We start from the raw sequence: 19574 nt of genomic DNA, 5'->3' as shown, positions 1-19574 counted from the left end.
GTTTGTGGTTTTAACAAAAATAACAACTAAACAGATAAAAAATAAATTAAAGAAGCAACATACCTGTCCTTCAGGTTCATTTTAAACAAAAAAGACCAGCCTGAGCCGGTCTTTTGTATCAATTAGTCTCTGCTTATTTAATAATTAATTTAGTATTATAAGCTCCTTTTGAAGATGTAATGCTGATTACGTAGACTCCTTTTGGAACATGTACATTAAACTCTTTTGTAGAATTAGTTTCACTTTGGTAAGCAGAGGAGAATACCAGTTTTCCGCTGGCATCAAACATTCCCACTTTCACTTCCCCTCTTAAATTTCTGGATTTAATGAAGAAGTTACCGTCGCTAGGATTAGGATAAATTTTAATATCGTCAGCCAGTGGCGAAACAGTATCCTGTACCCCTAATGCCTGTGTTTGACGGGTACACACCTGCAGTGACCATCCATTAATGCTTCCTGTGTCTCCGGTATAGTTATCAGAGGCAAATAACTTCCATTGTCCCTGAGCCGGGTGCCCAACAAAAATCCCCAGTGATTCATTGGATTTCACCTCACCCTGGATTGGAGTCGCACATGTCGGCGTATTTCCTGTATCACTGAAAGTGGCGGTAATGTTATCCTGGTTTCCGCACTGTCTGTTCCATACAAGCGCAGATGTTCCCATAGGTCCCTCTATTCCAACCGAAAGATCCTGTACATAAGTATGTGTAATAGAAGGGATAACTTTGATTTTAGTTATAATTCCAGGGTTATTAACGGTAAGAGGCGCAGAAACTTTAGGCGATGCTATGGCTGCATTTCCACCCGGACCATCTGTAATAGCTACAGCAGCTCCTGTATAATTATAGGTATTACATGTTTCCCCGGCAACAGTATAATCAATGACGAAGCTAGGGCTCACAGCATAATAAATATTTCCTACTGCCTCCACAAGGATGTAAGCATTAGCAGAAGTGGATCCAGCAGGAATTGCAACCTGCTCACTGCCGTCGTTTGGAGTATTTGCAGCAATCACTGTAAAGGTTTGTCCGCCGTCTGTAGATAATTTTATATTAACATTAGCCGTATTTACAGGCGCCTGCGTAGTGTTGGCTACATCCCATGTTACATTTACGGTTGATCCTGAAACGGCTCCCTGTCCAAAAGTTGGGGCTGTCACCTTAAACGGACCACTATTGCCGTCTACAGTTACAGACATAGCATCTGTATTGGTTTGTGGTGCTGCAACATCATTGTTTCTTACAGTCACAGCAAAATTAAGATTTCTGCCTACGCTGGAAACGGTTTCCCATTTTGTAGTAAGCACACCCGCCAGGACTTTATTAAAATCCGGGAAATATTTTACCAAATTGTTTACAGGCATAAATGAACGGAAGGTAGGCCCGGCAGGCTTTGCGGCATAAGGAATAGAGTTAGCAGCAAACTGTCCTGCAGCGGGATTCATCTGCTCCCATACATAGGTATAAGATGCTGTATTGGCATCGGTAGTTGTAGCTTTTACAACAAATGCTGTAGATTTTGGAATGGTGTAATCTGCCCCGGCATTAATATTCGGCGCAGGGTTTGCAAAGGGCGTATTCGCTCCACAGGCAACCGCATTGATGGTATTTTTAATTTCTGTAACGTTAAAAGAATGAAAATAAGCATCAGAGTTAAACTGAACATCATAATCATCTGTAATCCCTGTGTAAGCCATAATAGTGGAACCGCTGCCGGGCTCTACCAGGGAGTTTGGATCCGCAGAACCGTTTTGATAGCTGTATGAGTGATTTCCTCCTAACTGATGTCCCATTTCATGGGCTACATAATCAATATCAAAGGTATCTCCTTCCGGGAAGTTACTTGCCGTCCATCCCTGGGCCTTTGTATTGTTATCACAGATCTCACCCGGAGCATATCCGTTTCCGTCTTCTTTATCAAAAATATGTCCCATATCGTAGTTTTCAGCCCCTATGGCATTTGTAATGGTAGTCTGAGCCTGAGGATTTTGTTGGCCGGAAGCTCCATAAGGGTCTGATGCTGCGTCTACATAAATAACAGCATCATTATTCGCCACCAGGTTAAAATGGAGCGAAAGATCTTTTTCAAAAACCCCATTCATTCGGGTAAGTGATGCATTCATGGCAGCAAGAACTACCGCTTTTTTCTGAGCTTCTGTTGCGTTAGCAGGTGTTCCGGCAGCCGTCAGGTGATAAGCTGCATATTCCCCTGTGCAGGTAATGGCCAGCCTGAAAACGTTAAATCCTGCTATTTTTTTATTGGCGGCATTATTTTCATTTGCAGCAGGCTTTGCTTTAAGCTTATCAGGAGTGGTACACTCAAAAGGTTCTTTATCATGCCCTCTTTTCGCTTTGGAATCAAATACGGCATATACCGTTCTGTCTTCCGTATAGGGTTCAATAAACTCCGAAGATCCTGATCGGGTGATCATGGATGAAAAGCCAACCGGTGACATACTGAATCGCAAATACGCGGAAGGATCATCCACACCGGCACCCACATACGATCTGATGTCCGGATACTTTTTCTGAAGCGCGGGATCCATATTGGAAGATTCCCACACCTGGAACTTTTCAATTATGCCTCCTGCTGTAGGAAGCGAAACAATGACTCCTTTTTTTCCTGAAAAACGTTCCGGAGCATTTCCCAATACCAACTTGAGTTGATCAGCACTTAAAGAATAAAGTCCTGCGTATTCCAGTTTTTCCTGTGAGGCTTTTACTTTCTGTGCCCGGACAGATGTTTTCGTCCATTGCGAATGTCCTAAAAAAGGAAGCATCAGCATAGAAATAAAGAAAAGATTCTTCATAAATATATTGTTTTTTGTATGCCCTAAATTAAAGAATAAAAACAACACAAATGACTCATTTTATGATAATTAAACAGCCAAAAACATGAATTTAATCTTTTAATTACATTTAATTAAATTTATACATTCAATAAAATAAATGAGCGTATAAATTTTATGATCTTCACCATTTTCGAGGGCACACATGGAGTGTTTTTAAACAAAAAAAATACCTGAAAAATCCTGGAAAGGGATATTTACTATCCCATATTTGCATCTGAGGTTAAAAAATTTTTATCTTTGACTTTTAGGATCTGTACAATGAAGATAAATTTACCTGATAAACTGTATTATTCCATAGGGGAAGTAGCAAAAGCTTTTGATGTTAACACCTCACTGATACGGTATTGGGAACAGGAATTTCCTATCATTAAGCCTAAAAAAAATAAAAAAGGCAACCGCTATTTTACGCCTGAAGACATCAAAAACCTTCAAATGATCTATCACCTGGTCAAGGAAAAGGGCTACACACTGGATGGGGCACGAATTGCTTTAACGACCAACAGTAAGATTTCTGAAACCGTAACGATTATTGACCGCCTTGAGTTTATAAAAGCTGAGCTGCAGAAGCTCAAAGCTTCTCTCGCGGACAGAGATTCCGAATAAAATATGTAAAAGCGTCTGTAACAGATGCTTTTTTTCTTTCCGACAATCGATAATTTCTTTAAATAATTCTACACACCAACTACTCCAATGTAAATTAAAAATCATTTGGAAGTATTTTCTGTACAAAACAATCCAATCTTATCTTCGTCATTGCTCTGATTTGTTTTTATTGATAAGTTTACCTGATGATGAGAAAAAATTATTACCGGAAACTGGCGTTGATGGGAGTTCTTATGATTGTTCTCCTGGCCTTTCAGAAATATACAAGCAGGGAAAAAGAAAATTTCCCTGAGATCCGGTTTATCACGGAAAGCACCATTCCGCCGGATCTCACTGACTTCGACCCCAATGATCTCGATAAAGAACAATGGATTCATCTGGGATTTTCTGAAAAACAGACTGCCACGATTCTTAATTATAAAAAAATTGTCGGTGGAAGATTCATCTCAAAGGAACAGTTTAAAAAATGCTATGCGGTTTCTCCTGAGAAATTCACAGAACTGGAAAATTTCCTGATGCTTCCTGAAACAGGCAGCGGAAAACATTCCGGAAAGTTTAAAAATTATGAAAAGAAGGAAATTAAAGTTTCTAAAAAATTCAATCCGGACAGGCTCACTATCAATGATTGGGTCAATATGGGTTTCAGCGAAAAACAGGCAGAAGCTATTCTGAAATACAGAAATTATCTGGGTGGAACCTTTGTAAGCAAACAAAAGTTCAGGGAATGTTTTATCATCTCATCAGAGAATTACATCCAACTTGAACCGTACCTATTGCTCCCGGAAAAAACACCTGAAAGCTTTAGAAATTCTGCAAAACAGTATAGCACACCATCTAAAATTCACTACCGTTCATTTAATCCCAATGCGTTAGACAAAGATGGATGGAAAGCTTTAGGATTTTCGGAGAAACAGGCGCAGACCATCGTTAATTACCGTGACAGAAATCTTAAAGGAAGCTTCGCAACTCCGGAAGATCTACAGAAATGCTTTGTAATTTCATCTGAAAAGTTTGCAGAACTCCGTCCTTATATAACAATCAGTCCTGAACAGAATAAAAAACAGGAACCCAGACAGGAGACCGATTTTTCAAAAACTGATCTTAACACCATTACTTTTAAACAGCTCATGGAATTCGGGCTGGATGAACGAAGTGCAGGCTCTATCCTGGGGTTCAGGAAAAAACTGGGTGGTTTCGTTAATAAACAGCAAATACTGGATACTTACAATATTGATAAGGACATTGTTCAGAGACTGATTTCCATGTGCCCGCTCAACAGTTCAAATGTGCCTAAATATTCGCTTACCGATGCCCCTGAGGAATGGCTGAAAAATCATCCCTATTTTAAATATTCTGCCGATAAAATTATTTTTTATAGGATTAGTAATTCTGATGATGCCAAAATCTGGAAACTGCTGAAACTGAAACCGGAATATGAAATGAGAATGAAGCTTTACGTTAAATAGTTATGAGTTGTGAGTTATGAGTTATAAGTTTTGAGTGGATTCATCATGAATAGCGGCATACTTATAACTCATAACTTATAATTTATAACTTTAATCAAACGTTTTGCTTGAATCTGAAAGCAGCCCGTTAAGCGAATTAAGTTCTTCGTCTGTAAGGTCACGCCATTTTCCTACCGGAAGATCCAGTTTGATATTCATAATACGGATCCTTTTAAGTTTTTTTACTTCATAGCCGAGAAACTCGCACATTCTGCGGATCTGTCTGTTCAGTCCCTGAGTAAGGATAATGCGGAAAGTCATATCATCAATCCTTTCCACTTCGCATTTTTTTGTGACGGTATCAAGAATAGGAACCCCATTCCTCATTTTTTCAAGGAATTTAGGGGAAAGAGGCTTATCCACACGCACAATATACTCCTTCTCGTGATTGTTTCTCGCCCGAAGGATTTTGTTGACGATATCCCCGTCGCTGGTCAGAAGAATCAGTCCTTCACTGGGTTTGTCCAGTCTGCCAATCGGGAAAATTCTTTTCGGATGGTTAATATAATCAACGATATTATTTTTCTCGCGTTTGGTGTCTGTAGTACAGACAATGCCGATAGGTTTATTAAAAGCAATATAAACAGGCTTATCCTGAGGCTCACGGATGGGTTTTCCATCAACCTCCACCAGGTCTTCATCAGAAACTTTGGTTCCCATTTCCGGGACTTTCCCGTTAATCGTTATTCTTCCTTCTTCCAAAAGCTTATCTGCAGCTCTTCTTGAACAGTAGCCTACCTCTGATAAATACTTATTGATGCGTGTCTTTTCCATGAGTCTTCTCCTTAACCTTTAAAATTTTTGTTCCCGATACGATCTGCAAAAATACAATTTCTGATTATAAATTTTCAAACCGGTATTCATTCTCCAAAAAGTCTGAAGTAGCCTCTTCAATGGAATATTCCCCTATTTTTGTACGTCTCAGCTGGGTAAGATACGCACCTACGCCCAATTCCTGCCCGATATCATGGGCCAGACTCCTGATGTAGGTTCCCTTTGAACAGCCCACGGTAAAACTCACCATAGGAAGGTCGATTTTAATATCATTGATATAGAAAATCGTGGTTTTTCTGGATTTCATTTCCACCTCCTCGCCTGCTCTGGCCAGATCATAAGCTCTCTGTCCGTCAATTTTTATGGCTGAATACACAGGAGGTTTCTGCTCAATTTCACCCACGAATTTTTCCAGTGCTTCTGTAATCTGCTGTTCCGTAATATGGGCTATATCCTGATGAAGAATCTCAGGCTTTTCAGTATCATAAGATTCTGTCTGAACTCCTATTTTGATTTCCGTCCAGTATTCTTTTGGAGCATCCTGAATTTCAGGAATTTTCTTAGTAAATTTTCCGCAGCAGACAATAAGAAGGCCGGTGGCGCGGGGATCCAAAGTTCCGGCATGACCTATCTTAAATTTTTTGGGCAGATTAAATTCTCTTTTGAGTTTGTATTTCATTTTATTGACCGCCTGGAAGGAAGTCCAGTCCAGCGGCTTGTCCAATAAAAATACATATCCTGATTGCAGTTCTTCGGCTGTCATTATTCTAAAATTTCTGTACTACTTACCATACCGGGAAGTTTATTGGTTTTCTGCTTGCAGTCAGGGCCGTTTTCCACGTTGATAAAGCATTTTTTCTCTCCCGCAAAATAATATATATTCTGAAACGGATACACGGAATTATTGGGAACAATGTTCACAGTGTAATTCTGTGGTAAATTAAATTTATAGCTGGTTCTGCTGATCGTAGTTATTTTCTGCCGGTAGCATTTCCCCTCTTTGCTGTATTCCATAAAAGCTTTGTGTTCCAGTTTTTCATCGGGTACAAGCTCTTTGCAGATCAGTAAATCTCCGATCGGGGCTTTCTCTTTAAGCTCTACCACCACTTCTATTCTTTCCGCCGTATTATTTTTAACGAATAAGGTATGGGCCGGTGCACAGGAAACTATAAAACCTGAAAAAGCCAGTAGTTTTAGAATCGTATTTTTCATGGCTTATTTAAAGAAATAAAAATAGATCAGTAATGCAATTCCCACAAAAATACGGTACCAGCCCCAGGGCTTGAAACCATATTTATTCAGGACTCCGATAAATGCTTTGATCGCAATTAACGCTACAATAAATGCAACAATATTTCCTATTACAAAAACCAGGATATGGTCCTGGGATGCCATGATCATTTCATATCCTTTTTGAGGATGTCCCGTTTCCTTACCCCATGTTTTCAGAAAAACGGAGTATACAGTTACCGCAAGCATGGTAGGAACAGCCAGGAAAAACGAAAACTCTGCAGCCGCTTTTCTGGTCAAGCCCTGCGACATTCCTCCAATAATGGATGCTGCACTCCGGCTGGTCCCTGGCATCATGGCCAGACACTGCCAAAAACCTATCGTAATAGCACTGCGTACTGTGATTCCTTTCTCGTCATCAACTTTAGGATTTTTGAACCATTTGTCTGCAAAAAGCAAAACCACACCTCCCAGCACCAGCACTGAAGAAATAGCGATCTGGTTTCCAAGAACAGCTTCAATTTTATCATCGAATAAATATCCCAGAACCAACGCCGGAACAACGGCAAAAGCCAGTTTATAATAGAACTGGAGATTTTTAAGATCGAAGAATTTCTTCCAGTACGCTACCACAACGGACAAAATTGCTCCAAACTGAATGGATACCTGAAACATTTTCAAAAATTCGTCATCCTGCAGCCCCATCAGGTTAGCAGCAAATCCCATATGTGCCGTTGAAGAAATAGGAAGATATTCTGTGAGCCCTTCAATGATGGCAATAATAATTGCTTTAATTAAATCCATAAAACATGTATAAAAAATTTAGAGATTAAGAAATTAAGAGATTTAGAATATGATTCTAAATTTCCCAATCTTTCAATCTCCAAATAAAAATTGTATAATTTATTTTCTTTTTAGAATAGCATACACTTCTATTGCAAAGCCTATTACTATGAAAAGTGGTGCAATTCTGATCCTGCGGATGGAAAAAATACCGTCATTCCATGAGTTGGGATCAAACTTACCATCTACTGTATTTGCATCCGGTCCCATCATCAGCAGGAATCCTACGACGATAAATGCCAGACCTATCAGCATCCACCTGAAGTTCTGCTGCCCGAAATAAAAGGTATTTTCCTGTGGTACTTCGGTTTCCTTGCCAAACTCTGAAGCGGCAAATTTATTTGTTTTTTTGCTCATTGTTAAGAGTAATATAGATCGTCAACGTTTGATTTTAAGAATCTCCAGGTAGCGAAAATGGTACTTAGGACGGAAATGAAAACACCCACGCCCAGCACCAGGATCACCAGCCAGAAATATTGGTTGTTGTCCTGTACGAACGCAGAACCGATCTGGTTTGTAAAATAATACCATACCCCGCCAAGCGCCAGAAGACCGATTACAGATCCTATAGCACCCAAAATAACAGCCTCGATGATAAAAGGCTTAAGGATAAACCTTCTTTTTGCCCCTACCAGCTGCATGGTTTTAATAATAAATCGTTTTGAAAATATCTTCAACCTGATGGAGTTATTGATCAATACAACCGCTAAAATCAGGAAAAGAATAGAGAATCCTAAGATCCACTTTAAAATCCTGCTCAGGTTATTGTAAACGTCCACCATTAAAGTACTGTCATTTTTAACGTCTACAATACCCGGAACGGCTTTGATGATTTTAATGGCCCCGTCAATTTTTGCAGGATCCACATATTCCGGTTTTAGAGCCACCTCAATGGATGAAGGGAAAATATTTTCTTCAAATAGCGCATCACTGTCGATACCCATTGTTTTCTTGGCTTCTTTAGCCGCCATATCTCTTGAGATGTAGGTCGCTTTTTTTACGGGAGCTAATGTCTGTACCTTTTTAAAAGTTTCTTCTTCCAGTTTTGCAATTTTTACAGAATCTTTTGCGTCATAGTTTTCATCAAAATAAGCATTCACTACCAGCTGTTCTTTTATATAGTCTGAATACTTCTGGGCATTGATAAGAATAAGCCCCATTAATCCTAACAAAAATAACACTAAGGCAATACTTATTACTACTGTAATATTGCTGGACCGAAGCCTTTTCTTATTAAACTCATCTACAGATTTAGCCATTAATATTAAAATTTTTGGCTAAAATAGAAAAAAACTTCCGAAATTTGGGACGAAATAAAGAAAATCATTGTTAATAAAATCATAAAAAACTTTGAGTGTAAAAGCAAAAAAACATCTCGGGCAGCACTTTCTGACGGATGAAAATATCGCGAGAAAAATCGTGGAAGGCCTTCATTTTGAAGACTATAAAAACGTCATGGAAGTAGGTCCCGGAATGGGGGTCCTTACCAAATATCTTCTTGAAAAAGATCAGACCGTTTACCTGGCTGAGATAGATACGGAATCCATTGAATATCTGAAAAACAATTATCCGAAAATCACAGAAAACACGTTTGTAGGAGATTTCCTGAAACAGGACTTTCAGTTCATCAATGGGGAGCAGATTGCCATTATTGGTAATTTTCCTTACAATATTTCTTCACAGATCCTTTTTAAAATCGTTGATTATTATCAGCAGATCCCTGAAATGGTGGGAATGTTCCAGAAAGAAGTCGCAGAAAGAACGGCAGCTGTTCCAAGAACTAAAGATTACGGTATCCTGTCTGTCCTGATCCAGGCTTATTATGATGTGACCTATCTGTTTACGGTTCATGAAAACGTTTTCAATCCACCGCCAAAAGTAAAATCAGGGGTTATCAGGCTGACAAGAAATCCCAAGGAAGGTCTGGCTGGAAATGAAATTCTTTTCAAGCAGATTGTAAAAGCGGGATTCAATCAGAGAAGAAAAAAGCTTTCCAATGCCCTGAAAATCCTGAATATTCCTGAAGCCTTAAAAACCCATGAGTTTTTGGACAAAAGGGCAGAAGAACTCAGCGTTCTTGATTTCATCGGCTTCGCCAATCTCTGGAAACAAAATCAGTAATTCCAAGGACTTGAAGATGGAAGAAGGGAGATGGAAGATATTGAGTTCAAAAATATAGCTCTTCAACATAATTAATGCATTTTTAGAACTCCTAATTAAATTGAGTATAAAAAATCAGTCATGGAAATCACTTCCAGCTTCCTTCTTCTTTCTCCAAAACGTCAAAAAAAAGCCTTTCAATATTACTTGAAAGGCTTTTTCGTATGCTATATGCTTTTATTCTCTGTTTTTCAGCATGATCCATCCGGACCAGTTCATCATCGCTTTTGATTTAGGATATTCAAAATTGAATTTATACCAGTACGTAGCTGTTGGAAGCTTCTTGCCTCCTACTGTTCCGTCCCATACCGGTTTTTCTTTTGAGAATTTGAACATTTCCACTCCATATCTGTCAAAAACAGATCCCGTAAAGTTTTTAAACTCCCCGAGAGCTTTAAGATCCAGAACATCATTGACACCGTCATTATTAGGGGTAATGATATTATTGATCTGTAAGGTATAGAAATCAAAGGTTCCCACACAATGCGTTCCTACTCTTCTGATCAACACTGTATAATTGGTATTGTCTAAGAGACTGGTAAAGATATTGGATTGCTGCCACGTAATTCCGTTGTCTATAGAATACTCTAAAGTGCTTGGTGTATTGTTCATCATTGGATTTTCCGCAATGATTGTCACCGTTTTTTTCGCACTTTCGTAATTGACAGCCGTTACATAAGGCGTTGCTGCTCCTCCAACTTTTGCCGTGAAGGTTTTTTTACAGAATCCGTTGTCCACTTCTACAGTGTACACACCCCAACTGTCTACGATAATCGTTTGTGTGGTAGCTCCCGTACTCCATAGATATTTATAATTCAGTCCGGCCCCAGCATCTAAAACAACACGGTCGCCGATACACATCTCCACATCTTTTAATGGGGAAGTAATTTCAGGCGTCACCTCTATCCTTATGGTTGCCGGGTTCAGTGAACGGCATCCTTTTGCTCCCACCGCATAGACAGTAAATGTAGTAGTCTGGTAAAGGGTTACAGTCTGCGTATTGCCGGTACCAGGGAAATTGGTCCATTGGTACGTAACCCCTCCATCAGCCGTCAGCGTAACGCTTTCTCCCGGACATATTTTTATCCTGGTAGATTTCAATCCTGCTGTAGGAGTGGTTTCTTTAAGCAATTTCAGTTCTATAAGCTTGCTGCAGAATCCTCCGTTTGAAACTACCGTATAAAGAATCTGGCCGTCTGTTCCGTTATAATTTAAAACATTGGTGATATAGTTATCATTCTGAGCAATGGCATCAGCCTGGTTCACATAAAACCTGAACACTGCACCTGGTGTAGGGCTTATTGAAGGCATTGCATTCGTCAGGTCAAAAGTCGTGATATCCGGTGTTGCACAGAGCAGCAAAGTGGCATCCTGTGCCTGTGGAGTTGTCCCTCCATGGATCTCGATGGTTGCTTTGCCCGGACATGGATTTCCCGGAACGCTTACTTCAATGGTGTAGGTTCCGGGCTCTACCGCTGTAATGGTATTGGTAGTAGCACCGGCTACCGGAGCTCCGTTCAAAAACCACTGGTACAATAGGTTAGGATCACTCACTGAAGCAGTAATCACCTGAGGCACATTGTCGCACACATTAATTTCTGATGGCAAAGTTGCCCCGGTTGGGTCCAGAAGCTCTACCCCGATATTAAATGATCCTCCTTCCAGGAATACTGCAGAATCCCAGCCGTGGTCTTCAAAACTTCCCGGCGCAAAATCGGCAACCACCATTTTAAAGTGATACTCCTGTCCCGCCGTTACAGTAGCGGTTGCGGTAAGAGGAACTGTTCTTCCTTCAAAGTTTGTTTCTATATTGGTGGTATTATAGCCTCCAAAATACTGTTCATTCACCGCAGCACAACCTCCGAATCCGGAAATCACGGGATGGATATTGGTAATACTTACAGGGCCTGCACCCGCCGGAAGAACGGCCATATTCTGGTAAGGCCCTCCTGATGTCGGTCTAAGCAAGATGGCAAATGCATCCGCATACTGACATGGAAATGACCCTGAATATTCTTCAGATGCCAGGATATAATTAAATTTAATCTGCGATGTTGTCGGAACGAAATCAAATTCCAGCAGAACACCGTCCGTCAGTGTTCCGGTAGACCCGATGGCTTGTGCAAGGTCGGAATCTGTTCCACCTCCGTTGTTATCACTCAGGTTTCCTTCAGGACCGTTTCCGGCTCTTCTTGCCTTTCCGGTAGAAAGTACAATCCCATCTTTGAAAGGGAAATTGGTCGTTGCTTTGTTAAAATATCCCCAGGATCTTTCGGCATCGGTAACCGCGTGGTTAGGCGTTATCTTCACGTTTGTTACGGTGGGTGTTACACACGTATTGGTTCCTGAAGAGATCAGAACATCTTTCACCAGCTGCGTAATTGAATAAGAAGATGCCGGATACGCCGGGGTATTGACATCAATAAAACTGCCTGCCTTTTGAGCAGCAGTTCCGGAAGGCTTATCCTTAGGCGGTTTCCGGGGACCGGTTACTTGAGAATGTAAAAAGGTCGAAGTGACCACGAAAAATAAAAAAAAGAGGAGATTTTTTCGCATAATACTTTTGTTTCAACAAATTTAATTTATTTCCAAACATATCCTATATTTTTTATATTTTTTTTAATAGAAAAAAAGTAAACCCTCCAAATATGGAAGGTTTACACGCTAGTTTCTATTTTTTAACAATATCCAGCCTGAACGCTGCTCCAGCTTTTTGCTGGCCGGGTTTTCCCACTGTACCTTGTACCAGTAAGTCCCTGTAGGTACATTCATTCCTTTTATTGAGCCTTTCCAGACGGCATCTGTTTTGCTGGCCCTGAAAACCTCTGCTCCATAGCGGTCAAAGATTGATGCTGCAAATTGATTGTATCCTCTGATTCCGGAGAAGTCTATGGTATCATTTACACCATCCATATTAGGGGTGATGGCATTTCTGACAACAAATGTGAAGAAATCCAATGACGTGCTGCATTTTGCATCTTTTACCCTTACCATAATGTGATAATTGGCATTATCAAGAATATTGGTAAATATATTTGATGTCTGCCAGGTTAATCCTCCGTCTATTGAAAACTCTAGTATTCCGGATGTAGGATTGCTTGCTGTAAGGGTGAGTACATGGTTTTCGTACACTATATTCGTAAACTGCGGCAGTTCCGGATTGATCAGTTTGGCAGAAAAAGTTTTGGAACACACTCCGTTACTGATGGTCACCGTATAAGTTCCGGGAACATTGGTCGATATAGTTTGAGTAGTCGCTCCCGTGCTCCACAGATAAGTGTAGTCCGTTCCCGCACCGGCATCTAAAATTCCGGTATCTCCGGCACAGACATTTACATCCTGTAATGTAGAAACAATAGCAGGAACCACCTCTATCGTCACTTTCGCAGAAACCAGTGAGCTACAACCGTTACCTCCAAGCGCAAAAACTTCGTATATGGTAGTAGCTGTCGGCGTAACCACTTGTGTATTTCCATTCCCTGGAAGCCCCACCCAGTTATAGGTAATTCCTCCGGTAGCGGTAAGGGTTACGGATTCTCCCACACAGATTTTTGATCTTGATGCAGCGACTCCTGCAATTGGCGGCCCTACCACAACAGTAACCGTGGCAGGAGTTGCAGAAATACATCCGTTCGCTCCTACAGCAAACACTTCATATACGGTAGTAACTGTCGGGGAAACTACCTGGGTATTTCCGTTTCCTGGAAGCCCTGTCCAGTTATAAGTAGCTCCTCCCGATGCGGTAAGCGTTACTGATTCTCCCACACAGATCCTAGGCTGCGAGGAAACCACCGCCGCTACCGGCAGTGTTGTATTTTGAGTTACCGTTACAGTAGCTGTATATGTACAGCTCAAATTACCCGGCTGGGATACGTTGGTAACAGTAAGAGTATATGTTCCGCCCGCATTCACAACAGGAGTAAGGGTATTAGCCCCTGATACAATATTTCCGCCTCCTGCTGCTGTCCATACAATGGTAGATCCTGCAGGAACTACAGACGCCGAAGCATTTAATGTGGTCTGAGGATTGGTACAGGTAATTTCCTGCGGTGCAGCTATGGTAAGCGTTGTTTCAGCTGTTCTCAGCAACTGAAGGGAAACCACATAATGGCATCCTCCGTTTTTCACCAGAACATAGATGGTCTGATTTCCCGGTGGCGCATAAGCAGTAGGAGTTACAATAAAATTAGCATTTCCTGCCTGAGCGTCAGCGAGATTAACGTAATAAGTAAAGGTTACTCCTGCTCCTGCTGTAGTGATCTGGCTCTGAGCCGTTGTAAGATCATAGGTAAGTCCCGGAGCATAGCATTTATGCAATACTGCATCCTGTACCGTGATAGGTTGTGAAACTTCAATCGTAATGGTTGCCGGGTTTTGGGATATACATCCGTTGGCTCCTACAGCCGTCACGGTATAAGTAGTGGTTGTAGCAGGCGATACAGTCTGTGTATTTCCCGTTCCGGTAAGTGGTGCACCCCAGTTGTAAGTGGTCCCTCCTGAAGCCGTTAAGGTAACAGATTCGCCATTACATATCTGTATTTTACTCGCTGTCAGCCCTGTAACAGGTGGAGCACTATCTCCTGTTACTGTTACGTTGGTAACGCCGGTACAGAGTACATTCCCCGGCTGGAAAGTATTGGAGATGGTTAAAGTATAGGTTCCGGGAGCATTAATTACGGGATTTAATGTAGTTCCTCCTGATACAATGTTTCCTCCTGTGGTGGTCCAGTTAAAAACAGATCCCGCCGGATAAACAGACGCTGAAGCATCTAACGTTGCCTGCGAACTTGTACAGGTCAATATTGGTGGAGTGGCAACAGATGGTGTAATCTGAGGTGCTTTTACCAGCTGCAGTTCTGCTATTTTAGAGCAGAATCCTGTCTTAACCAGAACATATACGGTTTGAGCACCCGGACTGGAGTAAGTAGCGGGAGTGGGAATTGTATTTCCATTTCCGGCAATGGCATCGGCCTGATTGACGTAATATGCAAATGTTGCACCTGGAGTGGTGCTTATGGAAGTCTGTGCCGAGGGTAAGTTAAAGGTGGTATTCCCGGCTGCATAGCAGGCTGTGAGGGTGGCATTCTGTACCACGGGAGAAGTTCCTCCTACCACTGTGATACTGGCCGTTCCCGGACAGCTGTTTCCCGGGATAAATACCTGAACACTGTACACACCCGGCTGGGTAGCCGTATAGGTAGCTCCGGTCTGTCCCGCAATAGGATTGTTATTTAAAAACCACTGGTACGTAACATTTGGAGCCTGTACCGAAGCCGTAAATGTCTGTGGTGTATTATCACACATATTGACGGAAGGTGGGAGCTGCACTCCGGCAGGGTCAAGGATTTTTACCCCAATATCAAAAGAACCTGCTTCAAGGAAAACACCGGAATCAAAATTCGGGTCTGTGTAATCTGCCAGAACCATTTTAAAATGATAGGTCTGACCCGGGATTACCGTTGCTTTTGCAGTGAGTGGAACTGTGCGGCCGTCAAAATTAGTCTGTATCATTGGATTATTGATTCCTGCAAAATATGCTTCATTGGCAGCAGCACATCCGGAACCTCCGGGAACTAACGGGTGGATATTGGTTACACTTACCGGAGTTGAAGTTCCGGGAAGTACGGCAAGATTGGTATAGGTAGGGTCTCCTACTTTCTTTAAAAGCAAAGCAAATCCGTCAGATATGGTACATGCAAACTGATGGTCTGTATCATATTCTTTAGATGCGAACAAATATCTGAATGAAATTTCTGTAGAACTGGGAACAAAATCGAACTCTATATAGGTTGCGTCTCTCAGCGAAGCAAAAGGAACCCCTAAAGCAGTCGCGAGGTCCATATCCCCCATGGTAGGAAGAGCGTCACTCAATGAGGCCTCGAGACTGTTTCCTGCTTTTCTGGCATGCCCTGTCGTAAGAACAATACCCTTTGCAAAAGGAAAAGCTGTGGTTCCTTTATTGAAAAACCCCCAGCTTCTGTTGGCATCGGTTACAGCTAAATTAGGAGAAACATTGACGTTGCTTACATTGGCAGTGGAACAGGTTCCTCCGGATATCAATACTTCTTTTACAAGCTGTGTAATACTGTAATTGGATTCAGGGTATCCGGGCGTATTCACATCAATAAAGGCACCTGCCTTCATAGATGCGGGGCTGCCTTTTTTTGCAGGAATTTTAGATCTGTCTATCTTCTGAGCAAAAACAAAACTTCCCACCAATGCAAAAAATAACACCAAAAATAAACTTCCAATCCTCCTATTTAACATTTTATAGTATTTGAAACAAAAATACTATTTTTTTTGATTGAAATTCAATTTAGAACAATTTACATTATCACTAATACAAGTTTATTTATTTTAACATATACATTCACTTTAATTGAAAACAATAAAAAAGGCTGACAAAAATGCCAGCCATCATATAAATTATATAAAAATTTATTCCAGATTTTTAAGGAGGATCCATCCTGTTTTTACAGCAGTCTGTTTACTGGCCGGATCCTGATAAGTTACCTGATACCAGTAAGAAGCGGTAGGCAGACGTTTCCCCTGGAAATAGCCATCCCAGTACGGTCTTGTTTTTCCTGCTTTAAACACTTCTCTTCCGTAGCGGTCAAAAACAAAGCCTTTAAAGTCTTTATAGCCGCTTACCCCACTGAAATCAATGATATCATTAACCTTGTCTCCGTTTGGTGTAATTACATTTTTCATGACGAATGTAAAGTATTCCAGGAATCCTTCACAACTCGTATTTTTCACTTTTACACGGATGGATATCACAGTATTTTTAGGAACATTGGAAAATACATTGGATGCCTGCCAGGTGTAGCCGTTGTCCACTGAATATTCCAACTGCCCGTTACTTGGATTGCTCGCTGTAAGAACCATAGTTCCGTTAACGTTGTATTCCACTTTTATGATTTCAGGAACTACTGCTCGGATCACCTGTGTTTTGAAATCTTTGGAACATACTCCATTGGATATGGTCACTGTATATTCTCCCGGCGTATCTACTGTAATAGCCTGGGTGGTTTCTCCCGTATTCCATTCATAGGTATAGCCAGGGCCTGAACCGGCATCTAAAAGAATGTTATCGCCTACGCAGATCTGTCCTCCTTTCAGGGAAGATACGATAGCCGGAACTACATCAATGGTAATAGTGGCGGGCTGAAGAGATTTACATCCCTGCGCACCTATAGCATATACAGTATAGGTGGTGGTCTGAGTAGGGCTCACGGTTCTTACTCCCAGGTTTGAGGAAGTATCTCCCCATTCATAAGTGACTCCGTTGATTGCTGTTAATATGATAGATTCTCCTGCACATATTCTCTGTCTCGGAGCGCTTACCTGTGCAACAGGTGTTTCTTCCCTTCTGAGGGTTAGTGTCACCATCCTGCTACAGAATGCACCATTTGAAACTACAACATAAATAACCTGCCCATCGGTCCCGTTATAAGTAGTTGGGTTGGTAATAAAGTTATTATTCTGAGCTTGCGCATCGGTCAGGTTGGCATAAAAACGGAATACTGCTCCAGCCGTTGTGCTTATGAGTGGTTTTGCATCATCAAGATTAAATGTACTGTTGGCAGGTGTTGCACACAACTTTAAGGTTGCATTTTGCGCTGTGGGTGAGGTTCCGCCTACGATGGTAATACTTGCCTTCTGGCATTCTGTTCCACCTACAAAAGTTTTCACTTCATATACACCCGGTGAAGTAGCAACGTATACCGCACTTGTTGCATTAGGAATTACTACTCCGTTTTTGTACCATTTGTAGGTCATTCCCGGAACGGCAGTTACCTGTGCTTTCAGTACCTGTGGGGTATTATCACACATATTGATGCTTTCCCCAAGAGGATTTCCGTTGTTATCCACGATGGTCATCCCGATATCAAAAGACCCTCCCTGTAAAAATACGGCGGAGTCATAACGCTGATCCGAAGCATCTGCAAGAACAAGCTTGAAGTGATAGGTCTGTCCCGGAATAACGGTAGCAACCGCAGTAAGAGGAATGGTTCTTCCGATGAAATTAGTTTCAATATTTGTGGTGTTCAGCCCTGCGAAATACTGCTCATTAATTTCGTCCCCATCACACCCCACTCCGGAGGGAACAATATTGGTAACACTTACAGGTCCGTCCCCGTTGGGTAAAATGGCCAGATTGGTGTACGCAGGATCACCTACTTTTTTTAAAAGAAGAGCAAAACTGTCGGCGAAATTTCCGCATGGAAATCCACTGGTATACTCTTCCGATGCAAACAAATAATTAAATTTCACCTGATTGCTGTTCGGGACAAAGTCAAATTCTACTGCTACCACATCCTTCATAACAACGGGAGGATTAACTGCAGCAATCAGATCCGGATCATCAATTCCCGAACCCGGTACCACATCCGAAAGCTCCCCCGGACCTTCAAACCCGTTTCCGGCTCTTCTCGCTTTACCCGCAACCAATACAATTCCATCGGTGAAAGGAAAATTGGTGGTTCCCTTATGAAAATATCCCCATGCTCTCTCCGGATCTGTTGACAGCTGGTTAGGAGATACGGTCACGTTGCTTACATTGGGAGCAGCACATACTGAACCTCCCGATATAAGAACATTCTTTACAAGCTGTTCAATTGTATACGCAGACTGAGGATAGGTAGGTACGTTCACATCAATAAACACTCCTGCTTTCATGGTCGTCTGACCCGCTTTTTTGGGAGGTGATTTCTTCCTGAGGTTCTGGGAAAATACTGATGCAGAGGTCAACAGTAAAACCAGAAATAAAAAGTACTTGTTCAATCTATAACCTAACATTTTATTATTGTTTGTTCAAATGTAGCAAAAAAAATCAATCAAAATAAGCTGTGTACAATAAAAAAACAATATAATATACTACGCATTCACAATAAATATGTTTTACAATTACATATTCCACAAAAACAGTAGGGTTAAATTCTGAATTTAAAAATTGATTTAAAAAAAATCAGATCTGCATCATACAAATCTGATTTTATATCGGAATTTTTTATGCCTGATCATCCTTATTTTCAGGCGCATTCACCATTATTTTTTCAATTGATCTATTTCATTCTGAAGCTGGCTGATAATATCTTTCAATGCTTTTATCTCATTTTTATTGGAGCTTACATTGCTTTTTAGCATCACATTTTTAGCCCGTTCATTGTGATCCTCATCATCCTCATCCTCATTGATCTCTTCAATATCTTCCTGGATGTCTTCAATATCTTCGTTGATTTCTTCGATATCCTCGCTGATCTCTTCAATGTCCTCACTGATTTCCTCGATATCTTCCTGAATATCTTCAATATCTTCGCTGATCTCTTCGATATCTTCCTGGATATCTTCAATTTTTTCGTGGCTTTTGTTAACAGACATCTGGATGAAAATAGCCAGATAAATCGCTTCCAGGGATACCACAGTGGTAAGAATGAGAAGCATCTTATCAAACTCAACAATATTGAGCATCGGCAAAAGAAATGAGGTGATAAAGAATAAAGTATGAACAATGAGTGATGGAATAGATCCTACCCACCACGTAATGCCGTTTGCAATTTTTTCTAAAACTTCTGTTTTTTCTTTGTCTTTTTTCATCCTTTCTC

General features: G+C 41.1%; 14 protein-coding genes. 3 read left to right on the top strand and 11 right to left on the bottom strand.

All coding sequences use genetic code 11. From position 1 onward, the window contains the following. Positions 1-133 precede the first annotated feature (133 nt). Positions 134-2809 (bottom strand): reprolysin-like metallopeptidase, encoded by a 2676-nt coding sequence (locus tag B7E04_RS10445; RefSeq protein ID WP_080778598.1) that lies wholly within the window; start codon positions 2807-2809, stop codon positions 134-136. A 300-nt stretch (positions 2810-3109) separates the two neighbouring features. Here B7E04_RS10445 and B7E04_RS10440 point away from each other — a divergent pair, with 300 nt between their 5' ends. Both B7E04_RS10440 and B7E04_RS10435 read left to right on the top strand, forming a co-directional pair. Then, positions 3110-3454 (top strand): MerR family transcriptional regulator, encoded by a 345-nt coding sequence (locus tag B7E04_RS10440; protein WP_034704939.1) that lies wholly within the window; start codon positions 3110-3112, stop codon positions 3452-3454. 185 nt (positions 3455-3639) lie between these two features. Continuing rightward, the gene (locus B7E04_RS10435) at positions 3640-4920 is read left to right on the top strand and encodes a ComEA family DNA-binding protein (RefSeq protein WP_080778597.1); all 1281 of its coding nucleotides are present in this window, start codon (positions 3640-3642) and stop codon (positions 4918-4920) included. 90 nt (positions 4921-5010) lie between these two features. Here the strand turns inward: B7E04_RS10435 and rluF are convergent, their stop codons facing one another. The 6 genes from rluF to B7E04_RS10405 all read right to left on the bottom strand — a co-directional run bounded on the left by rluF (position 5011) and on the right by B7E04_RS10405 (position 9065). Continuing rightward, positions 5011-5733, bottom strand: a complete 723-nt coding sequence (rluF, locus tag B7E04_RS10430; RefSeq protein ID WP_080778596.1) for a 23S rRNA pseudouridine(2604) synthase RluF — start codon at positions 5731-5733, stop codon at positions 5011-5013. Between the two features lie 64 nt (positions 5734-5797). Next, a complete protein-coding gene (gene truB / locus B7E04_RS10425; protein WP_080778595.1) occupies positions 5798-6496 on the bottom strand; it encodes a tRNA pseudouridine(55) synthase TruB in 699 nt (232 codons plus the stop codon). Further along, positions 6496-6945: a hypothetical protein gene (locus B7E04_RS10420; RefSeq protein WP_080778594.1), complete on the bottom strand. Its 450-nt coding sequence runs from the start codon at positions 6943-6945 to the stop codon at positions 6496-6498. The genes truB and B7E04_RS10420 overlap by 1 nt, the downstream gene beginning before the upstream one ends. 3 nt (positions 6946-6948) lie before the next feature. After that, positions 6949-7767, bottom strand: a complete 819-nt coding sequence (locus B7E04_RS10415; RefSeq protein ID WP_062652638.1) for an undecaprenyl-diphosphate phosphatase — start codon at positions 7765-7767, stop codon at positions 6949-6951. A gap of 99 nt (positions 7768-7866) precedes the next feature. Further along, positions 7867-8163 carry a DUF3098 domain-containing protein gene (locus B7E04_RS10410; RefSeq protein ID WP_080778593.1) on the bottom strand — a complete coding sequence of 99 codons (297 nt, stop codon included), beginning with the start codon at positions 8161-8163 and terminating at the stop codon, positions 7867-7869. A gap of 2 nt (positions 8164-8165) precedes the next feature. Further along, complete coding sequence (locus B7E04_RS10405; protein ID WP_080778592.1) at positions 8166-9065, bottom strand: cell division protein FtsX; 900 nt, start codon at positions 9063-9065, stop codon at positions 8166-8168. A gap of 91 nt (positions 9066-9156) precedes the next feature. On the opposite strand from B7E04_RS10405, the gene rsmA reads away from it, so the two are divergent. Continuing rightward, the gene (gene rsmA / locus B7E04_RS10400; RefSeq protein WP_080778591.1) at positions 9157-9927 is read left to right on the top strand and encodes a 16S rRNA (adenine(1518)-N(6)/adenine(1519)-N(6))-dimethyltransferase RsmA; all 771 of its coding nucleotides are present in this window, start codon (positions 9157-9159) and stop codon (positions 9925-9927) included. A 216-nt stretch (positions 9928-10143) separates the two neighbouring features. Here the strand turns inward: rsmA and B7E04_RS10395 are convergent, their stop codons facing one another. From B7E04_RS10395 to B7E04_RS10380, 4 genes are all read right to left on the bottom strand, one after another. Further along, on the bottom strand, positions 10144-12522 hold the full coding sequence (locus B7E04_RS10395; protein ID WP_080778590.1) for a choice-of-anchor L domain-containing protein: 2379 nt from the start codon (positions 12520-12522) through the stop codon (positions 10144-10146). Between the two features lie 108 nt (positions 12523-12630). Next, entirely contained in the window at positions 12631-16233 is a 3603-nt protein-coding gene (locus tag B7E04_RS10390) for a choice-of-anchor L domain-containing protein (RefSeq protein WP_080778589.1), read from the bottom strand. Positions 16234-16404: 171 nt separating this feature from the next. Next, complete coding sequence (locus B7E04_RS10385; RefSeq protein WP_080778588.1) at positions 16405-18768, bottom strand: choice-of-anchor L domain-containing protein; 2364 nt, start codon at positions 18766-18768, stop codon at positions 16405-16407. Between the two features lie 249 nt (positions 18769-19017). Further along, entirely contained in the window at positions 19018-19566 is a 549-nt protein-coding gene (locus tag B7E04_RS10380; RefSeq protein ID WP_080778587.1) for a DUF1003 domain-containing protein, read from the bottom strand. Positions 19567-19574: the final 8 nt, after the last annotated feature.

The sequence above is a fragment of the Chryseobacterium phocaeense genome, from assembly GCF_900169075.1.
Taxonomy (GTDB): Bacteria; Bacteroidota; Bacteroidia; order Flavobacteriales; family Weeksellaceae; genus Chryseobacterium; species Chryseobacterium phocaeense.
This window is presented reverse-complemented; position numbering and strand designations above follow the sequence as displayed.